Origin of the sequence: Streptomyces sp. Ag82_O1-12 (assembly GCF_900182715.1) — a bacterium.
In the GTDB taxonomy this organism is placed as follows: domain Bacteria; phylum Actinomycetota; class Actinomycetes; order Streptomycetales; family Streptomycetaceae; genus Streptomyces; species Streptomyces massasporeus.
On record NZ_FXUW01000001.1, the window covers coordinates 263,955 to 278,032 of the forward strand.

A 14,078-nucleotide genomic window follows, 5' to 3' on the forward strand; every position below is an offset into this window, starting at 1 on the left:
TCGTCCGCCGAAGCTCCAAGGGACAGCCACTCCCCCGCCGCGCCGATGTCACCCGAGCAGTGGCACCCGGACCGACCCGCGCCGCCGAGTGGGAGGCCCCCCGACCCTCGGGACGCCGCGCGCAGCGTCGGCGTCCGTTTCGCCGCAGGGGCGCCGGGCACCCGGCCCGCGTGTTCTCTCACCGACCCGAATCCGCAGGTCCGGCCCCGCGTGCAGACCACCCGTCGCCGATGCGGGCGCTGCGTTTCGACGGCTGGATCGCCGGGATCGGCACGGCGTCCGGCGCGCGCGTGGTGCTCGGCCACTGGCCGCGTTCGCCGTTCGGGCCGTTCAGCGACGTGATGGTCGAAAAGGCCGACGGACGCCGGCTGCTGCTGGCGCCGACGCGTGAGACGGCCGACTTCGTCGCCGGCACCTATGTCTTCGACGAGGTGCGGGTCGTACCGGTCGAGGTGCGGGTCGCCGGCCGCCGCCACTGGACCGTCACCGCCCCGCCGCTCCACCTGCGGTTCGGGACCGGCCGCCGGAGCCTGCCGGGCCTGGCGCTGCGGGCGGTCCCGGGCCCGCTCGCCACCCGCCCGGGCTGGATCGCGCTGTGGGACCGGCCCGCCCGGCTGCTGCTGGGAGCGCACACCCACGCCAGTGCCCGGACCGGACGGCACCAGTGGTACGGCGCCCGGGATCTGCACCCGGTCACCTCGGCCACCGTCACCTACCAGGGCGACGACCTCGGCGCCCTCACCCCGGTCGAGCCCCCGGTGCGCTTCGGGTCCGGCTCGACACCCCGCCGTCCCTGCCTCGTACGGGTCACCACGACGGTGGCCGTGGGACAGGACCGGAGTACGACAGGAGCTGCGTCATGACGGAACAGCGAGCGGATTCCCCGGACGCCCGGCGTGCCCCGGCCACCGACATGTCCCTGCTGGGCATCTACCTCAACGACCATCTCGCCGGCGCCACCGCCGGGACCGCCCGGGTGCGCTACCTGCTGCGGTCGTGCGAGGGCACCCCGCTCGCCGACGCGCTGGCCCCGGTCGCCGCCGAGATCGCCGAGGACCGGACGAGCCTGCTGCACATCATGCGGCGCCTGGACGTGCCGGTGCGCCGCTACAAGGTCTACGCGGGCCGCGCCGCCGAGCAGGTGGGGCGGCTGAAGAGCAACGGCAGCCTGGTACGGCGGTCCCCGCTGAGCACGCTGTGGGAGCTGGAGGCGCTGGCGCTGGGGGTGGAGGGCAAGCTGGCGGGCTGGGAGACGCTCCGCGATCTGGCCGCCACGGACACCCGTCTCGACCCGCGACAGCTCGACGACCTCATCGAACGCGCCCGGCGGCAGCACGCCACGCTGGAGGGGCTGCGCCACAAGCAGGTCGAGGTCGCCTTCCGCGGAGCCTGAGAGACCGGCCCCGGCTCACCAGAACCTGCTGCTGAGCGCGGGCTGATGGGCCAGTTGCACCGCGTCGCGCAGCCGCAGCGCGACGCTGATGGTGGCGCGCAGGGCGGACGGACGGACGGTCTGGGCGGTCTCGGTGGCGAGGACCAGCAGACAGGCCGCCGCCTGCTCGACGACCGACACGGGCAGGGTGAAGTCGTTGTCGGCGGCCGAGCGGAACGCCTCGAGGGGAATCGCGACGCCGTCGATGGCCCGGTTCGCGGCCTGCTCCAGATGCTGTGCGGCCTGTTCGCACACAGGGGCGGGCAGGGCGATGGTGCGCTGGAACGGTGAACTCGTCATGACCCCAGTGCTTCCCCGGCGGTGGCCGGTTCTGTCGGTCGGCGGCGGGATTTCACCGCCCCGCGTGACCGGCGCGTGGCGAATGTCCGGGAATCGCAACAGCCCTCGGGGGCGGTGCAACGAGTGCCGGGGGCGAGAGGTCTACTCCTGCGATCGGCTCGCCGGGCGAACGGCCCGGGGAGCACGGAGAAGTGACCACAACGGGGGTATCCAGAATGTTCCGCAACGCCTCGCGCCCGAACCGCTGGAGTGTCGTCGCCGTCGGCTGTGTCGCCGCCCTCGGCATCGCGGCCGCCGCGGTTCCCGCCGCCGCCGCGTCGGCCACCGACATCAACGACCGCTACACCGCGCAGGAGATCCACACGTTCCTGGAGGACTTCTACGGGGAGCAGGGCCCCGGCGACTTCGCCCGCAAGTACGGCATCTCGCCGCAGCTCAAGGAGAAGGTCGCCGACAACCCGGAGTTCGACGTCCTGCTGTGCGCGCAGAACATCCCGGCGTCCATCGACATCGGCCCGGTCACCACGGCCCAGTCGGCGCGGGTCGGCTGGGCAACGGTCAGCACGTACTGGAACGGCGGCTCCGACAAGGTCGACTTCACCGCGTACGTCGACCTCGACGCCACGCGCCCGATCCAGTTGCTCGACGTGGATTGCGGGTCCGAGGGCTGAGCAGCCGTCGTCGTACTCTGGGTGCCGGTCGGGGCGCTGAAAGGGAGTACGTATGGCCGCCCGTGCGGAGGTCGTGGCCCGGCACACCGGCCGGGCCGTCAGGGACGAGAGTCCGCTGTCGGGGGCTCTCGCCGAAGTCACCCTCGACGACGGGCAGGTCGTGGTCGTCAAGCGGTCCGACGCGCCGGGGGCGGCGCGGGCCGAGGCGGCGGGGCTGCGCTGGCTGGCCGCCGCGGGAAGCGTGCGGGTGCCGGCGGTGCACGGTCACGAGGAGGGCTGGCTCGTCATCGACCGGGTTCCGCGGGGGCGGCCGGGCCCGGAGGCGGCGGTGCGGTTCGGCCGTGACCTCGCCGCGCTGCACGCCGCCGGGGCGCCCGCGTTCGGCGCGCCGCCGCCGGACGGGCCGGTGGACGCGTTCATCGGTCTCGCGCCGATGCGCAACGAGCCCGCGGCCGACTGGCCGCGCTGGTACGCCGAGCAGCGTGTGCTGCCCTATCTGCGGCGGGCGGTCGACCAGGGCACCGTCCGGGCCGGTGAAGCGACCGTCGTGGAGCGTCTGTGCGAGCGGCTTCCGGGGCTGGCGGGGCCCGCCGAGCCGCCCGCGCGGCTGCACGGCGATCTGTGGAGCGGCAACGTGCTGTGGGCGGCCGACGGACAGGTGTGGCTGATCGACCCGGCAGCGCACGGCGGGCATCGCGAGACCGATCTGGCGATGCTGCGTCTCTTCGGCTGTCCGCATCTGGAGCAGGTGCTGGACGGCTACCAGGAGGAGGCGCCGCTCGCCGGTGGCTGGACGGAGCGCGTCGGCGTGCACCAGCTGTTTCCGCTGCTGGTGCACGCCGTGCTGTTCGGCCGGGGCTACGCGGAACAGGCCCTCGCGGTGGCCCGTACGGCTCTGGCGGGGTGAGCGGTCAGCGGGTCACGACGTGCCGTGTGTCGGGGACGCAGTGGGTCATGGTGAGGCCCTCGACGTCGCGCGGCTTGTTCCTGCCCAGGTCGGCCAGGCGTTCGCGGTCGTCGTCCGTGAGGTCCTGGCTCGCCAGCGGCTCCAGCGAGGCCACGTCCTCCGGTCCGATGCCCAGCCCCTCCCCGACCCGCAGGCCGAGGTCGTTGTCGACCAGCAGGAAGTGCCAGACCATGCGCTCCTGGATCGCCCGGTCGCACGAGGACAGTTGACCGATGAAGTTCTTCACCAGGTCGTCGCGCTCCCAGTCCTCCAGCAGCTGGTAGCGCTGACCGGCCTGGAGGTAGTCGTTGGTGCGGGGGATGCGCTTGCGGGTCAGCCGGCCGTGGATCTCGGGGCCCTGCTCGTCGTGGGTCGGGTAGCGGGCCTCGCGCAGGCCACCGGTGATGGACGGCTCGTAGTTGACCTGGGGGTTCTCGCCTCCGCCGTCCACGTGGTAGGCCATCTGGCCGTCGCGCTGGTTGGTGTGCACCTTCGCGTTCTTGGCCTGGTTGACCGGGAGCTGGAGGTAGTTCGGGCCGACTCGGTAGCGCTGGGTGTCGCTGTAGGAGAACGTCCGGCCGACGAGCATCTTGTCGTCGGAGAAGTCCAGGCCGTCGACGAGGACGCCGGTGCCGAAGGAGATCTGCTCGTTCTCGGCGAAGAAGTCCTTCGGCATCCGGTCGAGCACCATCCGGCCCACCGGCCGCGGCGGGAAGTCCTGCTCGGGCCAGGTCTTGGTGTCGTCCAGCGGGTCGAAGTCGAGCTCGGGGTGGTCGTGGTCGTCCATCATCTGGACGAGCAGCTCCCATTCCGGGTGGTCACCGCGGGCGACGGCCTCGTACAGGTCCTTGGTGGCGTGGCCGAGGGTGTCGGCCTGGACGTTGGCCGCGTCCTCCTCGGTCATGCTGCGCACGCCCTGCTTGGGCATCCAGTGGTACTTGACCAGCTTGGTCTCGCCCTCGGCGTTCACCCACTTGTACGTGTTGACGCCGAAGCCCTGCATGTGGCGGTAGTCGGCGGGGATGCCGCGCGGGCTGAACAGGTTGACCAGCATGTGCATGGCCTCGGGCGTCTGCGACATGAAGTCGAAGATGCGGCCCGGCTGCTGCTCGAAGGTCACCGGGTCCGGCTTGAGGGCGTGGATGACGTCCGGGAACTTGATGGCGTCGCGGATGAAGAAGACGGCCAGGTTGTTGCCGACCAGGTCCCAGTTGCCGTCCTCGGTGTAGAACTTCACGGCGAAACCACGCGGGTCGCGGGCGGCCTCCGAGGAGTCGCGGCCGCCGATCACGGTGGAGAAGCGTACGGCGACGTCCGTGCGTTTGCCCCGCTCCTGGAACAGCTTGGCCCGGGTGTAGCGGCTGATCGGTTCGTCGCCCCAGGTGCCGTAGGCCTCGAAGTGGCCGTAGGCCAGGACGCCGCGGGCGTGCACGACACGCTCGGGGATGCGTTCCCGGTCGAAGTGGCTGATCTTCTCGAGGAACTGGTAGTTCTCCAGCGTGGCCGGGCCGCGGGCGCCGACGGTGCGCTGGTTCTGGTTGTCGTGGACCGGATGGCCCTGGCGGTTGGTGAGTACCTCGCGGTCGTCGCCCGGTGCGGGGCCGGTGCCGGATACGTCCGTCATGTGTGTGGGCTCCTTAGGCTCGTGGCCGCGGCCTGCCGGGTCGGTGCCGCGAGCGGCGCCCGGCCGGTCCTGGCGGGACGGGCCGGGTACCCGGAGAGGCGGAGTCACTCACGTGCCACGGACCTCGTCGGACGGCGGTGCCTCCCCGAGCCGGAGCCGGCACCGCCGCTACGCTCCGTCACGCATGGGGCCTGCGCCCCTGCTCCTGCCGCGGGAAGCGCTGCTGACCGGCCCCGTCCCCGCGTTCCCGATGCGTTGGCCGGGCATGGGAAACGGATGCCCAACAGCGACGGGTCTCGCGGCTCCTCGAAGGCCGCCGCGGGGCCCACCACGAACGGTGCCGCCCTCTGGAACGACCCGGACATGAGTGCGGAGTAGGGCGGCCGTTCGGGCGGGACGGCCCGGCCGACGGTGCGGTCCGCGTCAGAGAAAGCCCGGTGTCGCCGCCCCGCACAACCCGGCCCTCTGCCCGGCGAACGCCTCCGCGAGGTCCGGCCCGTGATAATCCGGGGAGCTCTCGACGTAGATCTGGCCGTAGTGCACATGAACCTCTCCCTCGACCGGCCTGCGCACGATCAGCTCCTCCTCGCACGGGGATGAGATGGTGAGTTCTCGGCATCGTGACATCCGGCACTGACAGCCGGCGGCGGCCACGGAGGAGGAGAGGCATGCGGCACGTCTACTGGATCGGCGGCGGGAGCGGCGCGGGCAAGTCCACGATCGCCCGCCGCCTGGCCGACCGGCACGGCTGGCGTGTCTACTCGACCGACGACGTGATGGCCGATCACGCGCGCCGGGCCACCGCCGATGATGCGCCGTTCCTCCATGCGTTCATGGCCATGGACATGGACGAACGCTGGGTCGACCGGTCGCCCGAGACCATGCTCGAGACGTTCCACTGGTTCCGGGGCGAGGCTTTCGGTCTGATCGTCGAGGATCTCGCACGCATGCCGGCGGGGACGCCCGTCGTCGTCGAGGGGTTCCGTCTGCTGCCGCACCTCGTGGAGCCGCTGCTCCCCGGCCCCGGACACGCCGTCTGGTTGCTTCCCACCCCGGAATTCCGCCAGTTCGCGTTCACCAGCCGCGCCACACCGGAGGGTCGGTTCACGCGGCGGACCAGTGATCCCGCGCGGGCCGATCGCAATCTCGCCGTACGGGACGCCCTGTTCACACGGCGACTGCGCGAGGAGACCGCACGCCGGGCACTGCCCGCCATCACCGTGGACGGCACGATGACGGCGGACGAACTCGCCGGGCGGGTCGGCGGGGTCTTCCGGCTCTGAGACTCTGAGACAGAGGCAGGCCCGGGCCCTGCCGGGTTCCGGGCTTGGCGCGCTCCGCGTCCTGGATGCAGCTCGACGACCGCCCCGTCACGATGCCGGGCCGGCCGGTCAGAACCACACGCACCACCAACTCCCCCCTTCTGTACGGCAATTCAGACAGTTGCCTCGGAAGCCCACAGACACCGATCAGTTTCGGAATGAAGTGGCACTCCACCGTGCGAGACCGGTCGATGACGGTGTGTACTGTGCTGCGGGTGGCTCGCCAGAGCCCCTCGGACCCAGCCCTGCCCGACTCCCTCCTGGAATCGACTCGATGATCGAAGTACCGGACCTGGCCGTCGGCGCCCTCGCCCTCGGCACACTGTCCGCGTTCGCCCTCGGCGGCGGGCTGCTGCGCTCACGACGGCAACTGGCCGCGCAGCGCGCCAAGACGACCGCGCTGCGGGCGCAACTCGACGGCACATCACGGACGTTCACTTCCGAGGTCGAGCATCTGGCGGCGCGGCGGCTGCCCGCCGCGGCCCGGCAGGCCGCACATTCCCATGTCACCGTGCCGGGCCCGCTGAACCCGCAACTGGCCGGTTCGCCCCTGGGTTTCGCCCTGGAACAGGTCCTGAACGGGCTGCACGCCGAGTTGGCCGCGCAGCGCACCCGGATCGACGCGGCGGCGCAGGCCGGGATGCGCGGGGCCACCCGGGAGATCCAGGCTGCCCTGTACCGGCTGCAGGACGCCCTGCGCGGGCTGCAACAGCGTTACGACGATCCCGAGTTGGCGCAGACGCTGTTCGAGCTGGACCACGAGAACGAGCAGTCGTTGCGGCGCGCGCAGATCGCCGCCGTGGTGTGCGGGGCCTGGGTGGGGCTCGCCCGGGAGGAATCCCACCTGGTGGACGCGGTCACGGGTGGCCAGGCCCGGCTCGCGGGCTACCGGCGCGTCCGGGTCGCCAACCACCTGGACTCCGGTACGGCCCTGGTCTCCCACGCCGTCGAGCCGGTCGCCATCATCGTCGCCGAGCTCCTCGACAACGCGCTGCGGCACTCCGCGCCCGACACGGACGTCGTGGTCAATCTCGAGGCGGTCCACCACGGTGTCTGTGTCACCGTGGACGACGCCGGTCTGGGCATGACGCAGGACGAGCGGGCCCGGGCCCAGCGGATGGTCGCCGGTTCGGATCCGATCCTGCTGACCGAGCTCGGTGATCCGCCGCGCATGGGGCTCGCGGCCATCGGCCAGCTGACCCGGCAGTTCGATCTGTCCGTGGACGTGTCGTCCCCGTCGCCGTACGGCGGGGTGCGGGCGGTGCTGCGGGTCGACAGTCACCTGCTGACGCGCATCGACCCCGCGGAGCTGCCCCCGGCGGCCAGCGCCCCGCGTTCGACCCGCAAGGCGGCGGTGCGGGGCTCGGGAAGCGGTTCCGGCACACCGGAGGGTTCGGCTGACGGCCTGCCCGGGACGCCCCCCGCGCCCCGGTCCGTCCCCGCCGCCCCACCACACGGGCCCGAATCCGTCGCCCCGCCGCACGAGCCCGAATCCGTCCCCCCGCCGCACGGGCTCGAATCCGCCCCGGCCGCCGAGCCCGACGGCTCCCAGCCGGCCGCCGAGCCCGGGACTCCCGAACCGCTCCCCGCCACCACCGCCACCACCGCCACCACCGCGAGCCACGAGCACGATCACGGCTACGGCTCGGAGCAGGACGCCGGCGACGACACCCCGGTCCCCGGTCACCACGGCCCGCGGGAGAGCGGCGGCCTCCCTCAGCGGCGTCGCCGCGGCCGCGCCACGACCCCGAGCGGCCCTGCCGCCGCCGAACCCGCGGCACCTGGCCGTCCCGCCGCCGGATCCGCGGCACCTGGCCGTTCCGCCGCCGAAGCGGCACCTCGCCGCCCCGCGGCCGAAGCTGCACCACCGCGCCGTCCCCGCCGCCCCGAGGAGTCCGCCGCCGCCCTCGGCGCCCTCCAGTCCGGCACCGCCGCGGCGCGTACCGCCGCCGGGCCGAACACCACAGCCGTTCCAGCCGTATCTGACGGTGCCCCGGCCGCGACCACGGCCGACGGGGCGTCCGAGGACACCGACAGCAACGACCACGAAGGGGGAACGGCTCGATGACCAGCCGCGCAGCGGGGGACACGGCATGGGTGCTCGAACCGGTCCTGGAGGTGCCGCACGTCGTGGCCGCCGTCCTGCTCACCCGGGACGGGCTCGTCACCGGTTACACCGACGCGCTGTCGCGGCCGTCGGCCGAGCGGGTCGCGGCCATCACCAGCACCGTGCAGGGTGCCTGCCGTACCGCGGCGGCCGCGTTCGCCGACACCGACCGGGCCGGCATCCGGCAGGTCGTCATCGAGTCGGAGCACGGCTATGTGCTCATCGTGCCGACGGACCACGGCACCTGCGTCGCCGCCTACGGTGACCCCGAGGTGCGGCTCGACCTGCTCGCCCACCGGGTGCACTCGCAGGTGGCGCGGCTGGGCGAGAAGGCCATGGCCGCCGGGCCCCGAGGTGCCGACGGCGACACGCCGGCATGACCGGCCGCCGAGGCGGCCGTCCCCTGGTTCCCGCGTACCTGTCGACCGGCGGCGTGGCGCGGCCGACCCGTGCCCATCTGGAGCGGCTGTCGGTCCTCACCGGCAGCGGTGAACAGGCCCCCGCGGACCTGCCCGCCGCCCAGGCGGCCCTGCTGGAGGAGCTGGAGCACGGGTCGCTGACGGTGCAGGAGGCCGCGGCCCTGCTGCGGCTGCCGGTCTCCGCGGTGCTCGTGCTGGCCGCAGACCTCCTCGACCGCGACCTGGTACTGGCCCGCGCGCCGATCCCGCCCGCCCGGCGCTTCGACCCCGACCTGCTGAAGAGAGTGGCCGATGGCCTCCGCGACCTCAAGCACCGTTGACGACCTTCCCGGCGCCACGGACATCCACCTGCCCGACACCGCCCAGGACTTGGTGAAGATCCTGGTCACCGGGCCGTTCGGGGTGGGCAAGACCACCCTGATCCGCTCGGTCTCCGAGATCCGCCCGCTGCACACGGAGGAGCAGCTCACCGAGGCGTCCGCGCAGGTCGACGATCTCGCCGGCGTACGGGACAAGTCGACCACCACGGTCGCCATCGACTTCGGCCGGATCAGCCTGCCGGGCGACGTCGTGCTGTACCTCTTCGGCACGCCCGGCCAGGAGCGGTTCCGGTCGCTGTGGGACGACATCGCCTACGGGGCGCTCGGCGCGCTCGTCCTGGTGGACGCCCGCCGGATCGACGCCTCGTTCGACGTGCTGGGGCTGGTGGAGGAGACCGGACTGCCGTACGCGGTCGCCTTCAACACCTTCCCGGACGCGCCCCGCCACCACACGCCCGAGCAGTTGCGCGCCGCCCTCGACCTGGAGCCCACGACCCCGATGGTGACCTGCGACGCGCGGGAGGCGGACTCCTCGATCGACGCCCTGCTCGCGCTGGTGCAGCACCTGATCGACCACCACCCCCCGGAGCCCCGGTGACCCACCCGTCCCCCGCCGAGCAGGCCTTCTCCCTCACGGCGCCCGTCCGCCTGTGGGAGGACGGCTTCGCCCGCGACCCCCACCCCTACTACGCCGCCCTGCGCGCCCACGGCCCGGTCGGCTGGGCGGAACTCGCCCCCGGTGTCCCGGCGTACGTCGTCACCGACCGGCGGGCGGCGCTGGAGCTGCTGCACGACACGGAGACGTTCTCGCACGATCCCCGGCCGTGGGAGGCGACCGTCCCCGACGACTCGCCGGTGCTCGGCATGATGCGCTGGCGGCCCAACACCCTGTTCGCGGACGGCGGCGCCCACCTGCGCTACCGCACCTCGCTGATCGACGCCTTCGACCTGGTGGAACCGCAGGATCTGCGGGCCAGGGTGCACCGGGCGGTGCACCTGCTGGTGAGCCGGATCGGGCCGCGCGGCGAGGCCGACCTGGTGGGCGACTTCACCCGGCCACTGATGGCGCTGGTGTTCAACAGCCTGTTCGGGCTGCCGGACAGCGCGAGCGACCGGCTCGACGCCGCCCTGGGCAAGCTGATCGAGGGCGGCGCCCAGGCCGCCCGGGGCGAGGCCGAGTTCGGCGGGTACGTGCTGGAGCTGATCGCCGCCAAGAGCGAGCAGCGGGGCGACGACCTGCCGAGCTGGCTGCTGGACCATCCGGCGGGGCTGACCCCCGAGGAGGTCACCTGGCAGGTGTTCCTCACCCTCGGCGCGGGGCACGAACCGACAGCCAACCTGGTGTCCAACGCGCTCTCCCGGATCCTCGGCAACCCGGCCTACTACTCGACGCTGACCAGCGGCGCCCGCCCCGTGACGGACGCGGTGCTGGAGGTCCTGCACCACGAGACGCCGCTCGCCAACTACGGCATCCACTACGCCCGTACGCCCGTCACCTTCCACGGCGTGTGGATCAGGGCCGCGGTGCCGGTGGTGATCTCCTACGGGGCGCTCGCCCAGGCCGCCGAGCGGGAGCGCGGCGCGGACCGGCACCCGTCCGACGCCTCGCACCTGTCCTGGTCGGCGGGCCCGCACGCCTGTCCGGTCAAGCAGCACACGCTGCTCATCGCCACCGAGGCGATCGAACGGCTCACCCAGTGGCTGCCCGACCTCGACCCCGTGCTGCCCCGCGAGCGCCTGACGTGGCGGCCCGGTCCGTTCCACCGCTCGCTGACGGCGCTGCCCGTCCGTTTCAGCCCCCGCTCCCCCGATCAGCCAGGAGGACGACCGTGACCGTCACCGACCGCATCGCTCTGGACCCGTTCGGCGCCGACATCGCCGCCGAGAGTGCCCGGCTGCGCACCTTCGGCCCGCTCGTGCCCGTGGAGCTGCCCGGCGGCATCCCCGCCTGGGCGCCCACGCGCTACGGCACGCTGAAGGAGCTCATCCTCGACCCCCGGGTCAGCAGGGACCCGCGGCTGCACTGGCGGCTGTGGCCCGAGATCGGCGAACACCCCTCCTGGGGCTGGATCCTCGGCTGGGTCGGCGTGGTCAACATGCTCTCCACCTACGGCCCGGACCACACCCGGCTGCGCAAGCTGGTCGCGCCCAGCTTCACGCACCGGCGCACCGAGGCGATGCGGCCCCGGGTGGAGGCGATCACGGCGGAGCTGCTGGCCTCGCTGGAGTCGGCCGACGGCGAGGTCGTCGACGTGAAGGCGGCCCTCGCCCATCCGCTGCCGATGCGGATGATCTGCGAACTGATGGGCGTGCCGGACGCGTTGTGGGAGGACACCGGCCGGCTCATCGCGGCCATCATGGACACCACCGACCCGAGCCCGGAACACGCGGCGTCCGTGCAACGGCAGATCGGGACGGTGCTGCCCGCGCTGATCGCCCACCGGGCCGAGCACCCCGGGGACGACATCACGACCGAGCTGATCCGGGTCCGCGACGAGGACGGCGACCGGCTGAGCGACGAGGAGCTGCTGTACACGCTGCTGCTGGTGATCGGCGCCGGGTTCGAGACCACCGTGAACCTCATCGGCAACGCGATCGTGGCCCTGCTGCGTCACCCCGAGCAGCTGGCCGCCGTACGCGCCGGGAAGATCGGCTGGGACGCCGTCGTGGACGAGACGCTGCGCGCCCACCCGTCCATCGCGTCGCTGCCGCTGCGGTTCGCCGTCACCGACCTGACCGTCGGGGACGTCACGATCCCGGCGGGCGACGCCATCATCACCACCTACGCCGCCGCCGGACTCGACCCCGAGCACTACGGGCCGGACGCCGACCGGTTCGATGCCGCGCGCGCCGCCGACGACCATCTGTCGTTCGGGATCGGCGTCCACCGCTGCATCGGGGCACCGCTGGCCCGGCTGGAGGCCCTCACCGCGCTGCCCGCCCTGTTCGAACGGTTCCCCGGTCTGCGCCTGGCCGAGGGGGACGGCGGCCTGCGGCAGGTGCCGTCGTTCATCGCGTTCGGCTGGCAGGAGATCCCGGTGCGGCTGCGGGGCTGACGCCACCGGGGGCACGCCGCCTCGCAGGGCGGCGCACGGGAGCGCGACCGGTCCCCCGTTCCGGTCGTGCCCCCGCGGTAGTTGAACTTACGTCCATGGCCGAGCCCTTGTGAACCGTGTCGATGCCCGCTACACGCTCAGCAGGGCTCAACCGTGCACAGCTGAGTCCGGATGGCCCCGGTTTCGTCCCGCCGGACCAGGCCAACGGGTTGCCCGAGAGGCACATCAGTCTCACGCGGGACGCCGGAAATCCGGCACGTCGAGGTCGCCCACGGCCAGGTGTGCGAGCACGACCTCGTAGAGATCGGTGCCCGCGGCGAGCAGCTGGCGCTCCAGGAGGGGTTCGGCGCTGCGGACGTGTTCGCGCACGGTCTGGGCGTGCACACCGAGGGCCTGCGCGGCCCGTTCGGCGTTTCCGCCGGCGGCGATCCAGGTGCGCAGCGTCCGGCGCGGGTTCCTGGCGTCGGCGTCCAGCCGGCTCAGCAGGTCCCGCGCCCACGTGCGGACGCCGGGGCCGGACAGCAGGTCGGCGAGCCGCAGTCCCGGGTCGTCGCTGCCTGCGTCGAAGCGTGCGTCGGTCAGGCCGATCTGGGTGTTGAGGGCCAGGTGGACGACCGCCCGGACCGTGAGGTCGGCGAAGTCGGTGCCGAGCAGGGTCTCGACGCGTTCCATGCGGGCGCGGACGGTGTTGCGGCTGACTCCGAGGACCTTGGCGGCGTTGACGGCGGTGAACTCCAGGCCGAGCCGGTTGGTGGCGAGGAGTTCGGCGCGGGTGTGGTGCGGCAGGGTGTCGAGCGGGCGCAGCACCCGGGACGTCCAGCCGCGCAGCGCCACCGGGTCCATGAGGCGCTCGGGGTGGGTGCGCTCGGCGTAGACGGCCGTCTTGTCGGGCCGGAAGTGCGCGACGGCCAGGGCGCTGACGGCCTGTCCGTAGGCGGTGGCGGTCCGGGCGAGGCTCTGCCGGACGCTGCCGCCGAGGAAGAGGTCCGGGTGCCGTCCCACCAGGGACCGCAGGGCGTCCCCGGTGGCCTCCCGGGGGCTGACGACGATCACGTGTCCGTCCATGGCGGGGCAGCGCACGACCAGGGCGTCCTCCCGGGTGCTGTCCAGGCACTCCTCGGCGACGCGGTCGCGTTCGGCGGGAGCGGACTCGACGACGTACACGCACGCCGTCTCGGCGTCGAGGAGCCCGGGCCAGAGTCCGGCGGCGACGCGGCGGGCCGCGATGGTGTCCTCGACCATCAGCAGTTGCAGGATCGCCAGGCGCAGGTCGGCGGTGGCCCGGCGCAGCCGGTGCCCGGCCGCGGTCGACTCGCCCGCCGTCAGGAGCAGCTCGATCACCTGGGCGGTGTGCGTGACGACCTCGGAGGCACGCCGGTCGAAGGGGTCCTGCCGGGAGACGGCCAGCACGCAGGTGTGGGACGGGTGCTCCACCCTGACCAGACGCAGGTGGCGCTCCCGGCTCTCCCAGGCCGCGGAGGCGAGCCGGCCGGCGGTGATGTGCGTGACCAGGTCCTCGTCCAGGGGCAGCCGGTGTCCGGCGACGAGGTTCCCGGCGGCGTCCTGCAGGGCCACGGTCGCGCCCACGGTGCCGGCGAGCCAGGCGACGACCCTGCGGATGTCGCGCCCTGCCGGACGCAGGTGCTCGAGCAGTTCCTCCGCCCATGCCGGATCCGTGCCGGCCTGCGTCTCCCGCTGCCGGTTGTCGTCCTCTCGGCCTGTCACCTCGGCCTTCCCCTCGCTCCTCGCGCCGCCTCCGGCGCACCGGTCGGGGACGTTACCTCACGTCCCTGGGTCTCCCCCCGGCCGAACGCAGGGGGCCAGCGTCCCCGGCCCGGCCCCCTCCTGCGCCGGCGACCCGCACCGGCGGCATAAGCTCGG

At 73.1% G+C, this 14,078-nt stretch carries 15 protein-coding genes; 11 read left to right on the forward strand and 4 right to left on the reverse strand.

What is annotated here, in order from left to right; translation table 11 throughout:
• The first annotated feature begins 230 nt into the window (after nt 1–230).
• Entirely contained in the window at nt 231–863 is a 633-nt protein-coding gene (locus QOL88_RS01305) for a hypothetical protein (protein ID WP_097214680.1), read from the forward strand.
• On the forward strand, nt 860–1,393 hold the full coding sequence (locus QOL88_RS01310; RefSeq protein WP_097214681.1) for a hypothetical protein: 534 nt from the start codon (nt 860–862) through the stop codon (nt 1,391–1,393). Before QOL88_RS01305 ends, QOL88_RS01310 begins: the two co-directional genes overlap by 4 nt.
• 15 nt (nt 1,394–1,408) lie before the next feature.
• Here the strand turns inward: QOL88_RS01310 and QOL88_RS01315 are convergent, their stop codons facing one another.
• Entirely contained in the window at nt 1,409–1,732 is a 324-nt protein-coding gene (locus tag QOL88_RS01315; RefSeq protein WP_097214682.1) for a hypothetical protein, read from the reverse strand.
• A 215-nt stretch (nt 1,733–1,947) separates the two neighbouring features.
• Here QOL88_RS01315 and QOL88_RS01320 point away from each other — a divergent pair, with 215 nt between their 5' ends.
• Both QOL88_RS01320 and QOL88_RS01325 read left to right on the forward strand, forming a co-directional pair.
• Entirely contained in the window at nt 1,948–2,403 is a 456-nt protein-coding gene (locus tag QOL88_RS01320; RefSeq protein ID WP_097214683.1) for a hypothetical protein, read from the forward strand.
• A gap of 52 nt (nt 2,404–2,455) precedes the next feature.
• Nucleotides 2,456–3,310, forward strand: a complete 855-nt coding sequence (locus QOL88_RS01325; RefSeq protein WP_097214684.1) for a fructosamine kinase family protein — start codon at nt 2,456–2,458, stop codon at nt 3,308–3,310.
• Nucleotides 3,311–3,314: 4 nt separating this feature from the next.
• Here QOL88_RS01325 and QOL88_RS01330 read toward each other — a convergent pair whose 3' ends face one another.
• Both QOL88_RS01330 and QOL88_RS01335 read right to left on the reverse strand, forming a co-directional pair.
• The gene (locus QOL88_RS01330) at nt 3,315–4,973 is read right to left on the reverse strand and encodes a catalase (protein WP_097214685.1); all 1,659 of its coding nucleotides are present in this window, start codon (nt 4,971–4,973) and stop codon (nt 3,315–3,317) included.
• 423 nt (nt 4,974–5,396) lie between these two features.
• Entirely contained in the window at nt 5,397–5,546 is a 150-nt protein-coding gene (locus QOL88_RS01335; protein WP_306456165.1) for a hypothetical protein, read from the reverse strand.
• A gap of 95 nt (nt 5,547–5,641) precedes the next feature.
• On the opposite strand from QOL88_RS01335, the gene QOL88_RS01340 reads away from it, so the two are divergent.
• The 7 genes from QOL88_RS01340 (at nt 5,642) to QOL88_RS01370 (ending at nt 12,197) form a co-directional block, all read left to right on the forward strand.
• The gene (locus QOL88_RS01340) at nt 5,642–6,256 is read left to right on the forward strand and encodes a hypothetical protein (protein ID WP_097214686.1); all 615 of its coding nucleotides are present in this window, start codon (nt 5,642–5,644) and stop codon (nt 6,254–6,256) included.
• A 313-nt stretch (nt 6,257–6,569) separates the two neighbouring features.
• Nucleotides 6,570–8,363 (forward strand): ATP-binding protein, encoded by a 1,794-nt coding sequence (locus QOL88_RS01345; protein WP_097214687.1) that lies wholly within the window; start codon nt 6,570–6,572, stop codon nt 8,361–8,363.
• Entirely contained in the window at nt 8,360–8,782 is a 423-nt protein-coding gene (locus tag QOL88_RS01350) for a roadblock/LC7 domain-containing protein (protein WP_097214688.1), read from the forward strand. The genes QOL88_RS01345 and QOL88_RS01350 overlap by 4 nt, the downstream gene beginning before the upstream one ends.
• Entirely contained in the window at nt 8,779–9,141 is a 363-nt protein-coding gene (locus QOL88_RS01355) for a DUF742 domain-containing protein (RefSeq protein WP_097214689.1), read from the forward strand. The genes QOL88_RS01350 and QOL88_RS01355 overlap by 4 nt, the downstream gene beginning before the upstream one ends.
• The gene (locus QOL88_RS01360) at nt 9,113–9,739 is read left to right on the forward strand and encodes a GTP-binding protein (protein WP_097214690.1); all 627 of its coding nucleotides are present in this window, start codon (nt 9,113–9,115) and stop codon (nt 9,737–9,739) included. The genes QOL88_RS01355 and QOL88_RS01360 overlap by 29 nt, the downstream gene beginning before the upstream one ends.
• Nucleotides 9,736–10,974, forward strand: coding sequence for a cytochrome P450 family protein (locus QOL88_RS01365; RefSeq protein ID WP_097214691.1), 1,239 nt, complete (start codon nt 9,736–9,738; stop codon nt 10,972–10,974). Before QOL88_RS01360 ends, QOL88_RS01365 begins: the two co-directional genes overlap by 4 nt.
• Nucleotides 10,971–12,197, forward strand: coding sequence for a cytochrome P450 family protein (locus QOL88_RS01370; RefSeq protein WP_097214692.1), 1,227 nt, complete (start codon nt 10,971–10,973; stop codon nt 12,195–12,197). The genes QOL88_RS01365 and QOL88_RS01370 overlap by 4 nt, the downstream gene beginning before the upstream one ends.
• A gap of 231 nt (nt 12,198–12,428) precedes the next feature.
• On the opposite strand, the gene QOL88_RS01375 is transcribed toward QOL88_RS01370, so the two are convergent.
• On the reverse strand, nt 12,429–13,922 hold the full coding sequence (locus tag QOL88_RS01375; RefSeq protein ID WP_097214693.1) for a helix-turn-helix domain-containing protein: 1,494 nt from the start codon (nt 13,920–13,922) through the stop codon (nt 12,429–12,431).
• Between the last annotated feature and the right edge of the window lie 156 nt (nt 13,923–14,078).

Excerpts from the sequence above, each read along its gene's own strand:
- QOL88_RS01355 (WP_097214689.1), top strand. The coding sequence starts at position 8,779 with ATGACCGGCCGCCGAGGCGGCCGTCCCCTGGTTCCCGCGTACCTGTCG.
- QOL88_RS01305 (WP_097214680.1), top strand. The coding sequence starts at position 231 with ATGCGGGCGCTGCGTTTCGACGGCTGGATCGCCGGGATCGGCACGGCG.
- QOL88_RS01330 (WP_097214685.1), bottom strand. The coding sequence starts at position 4,973 with ATGACGGACGTATCCGGCACCGGCCCCGCACCGGGCGACGACCGCGAG.
- QOL88_RS01325 (WP_097214684.1), top strand. The coding sequence starts at position 2,456 with ATGGCCGCCCGTGCGGAGGTCGTGGCCCGGCACACCGGCCGGGCCGTC.
- QOL88_RS01310 (WP_097214681.1), top strand. The coding sequence starts at position 860 with ATGACGGAACAGCGAGCGGATTCCCCGGACGCCCGGCGTGCCCCGGCC.
- QOL88_RS01345 (WP_097214687.1), top strand. The coding sequence starts at position 6,570 with ATGATCGAAGTACCGGACCTGGCCGTCGGCGCCCTCGCCCTCGGCACA.
- QOL88_RS01360 (WP_097214690.1), top strand. The coding sequence starts at position 9,113 with ATGGCCTCCGCGACCTCAAGCACCGTTGACGACCTTCCCGGCGCCACG.
- QOL88_RS01350 (WP_097214688.1), top strand. The coding sequence starts at position 8,360 with ATGACCAGCCGCGCAGCGGGGGACACGGCATGGGTGCTCGAACCGGTC.
- QOL88_RS01320 (WP_097214683.1), top strand. The coding sequence starts at position 1,948 with ATGTTCCGCAACGCCTCGCGCCCGAACCGCTGGAGTGTCGTCGCCGTC.
- QOL88_RS01340 (WP_097214686.1), top strand. The coding sequence starts at position 5,642 with ATGCGGCACGTCTACTGGATCGGCGGCGGGAGCGGCGCGGGCAAGTCC.
- QOL88_RS01315 (WP_097214682.1), bottom strand. The coding sequence starts at position 1,732 with ATGACGAGTTCACCGTTCCAGCGCACCATCGCCCTGCCCGCCCCTGTG.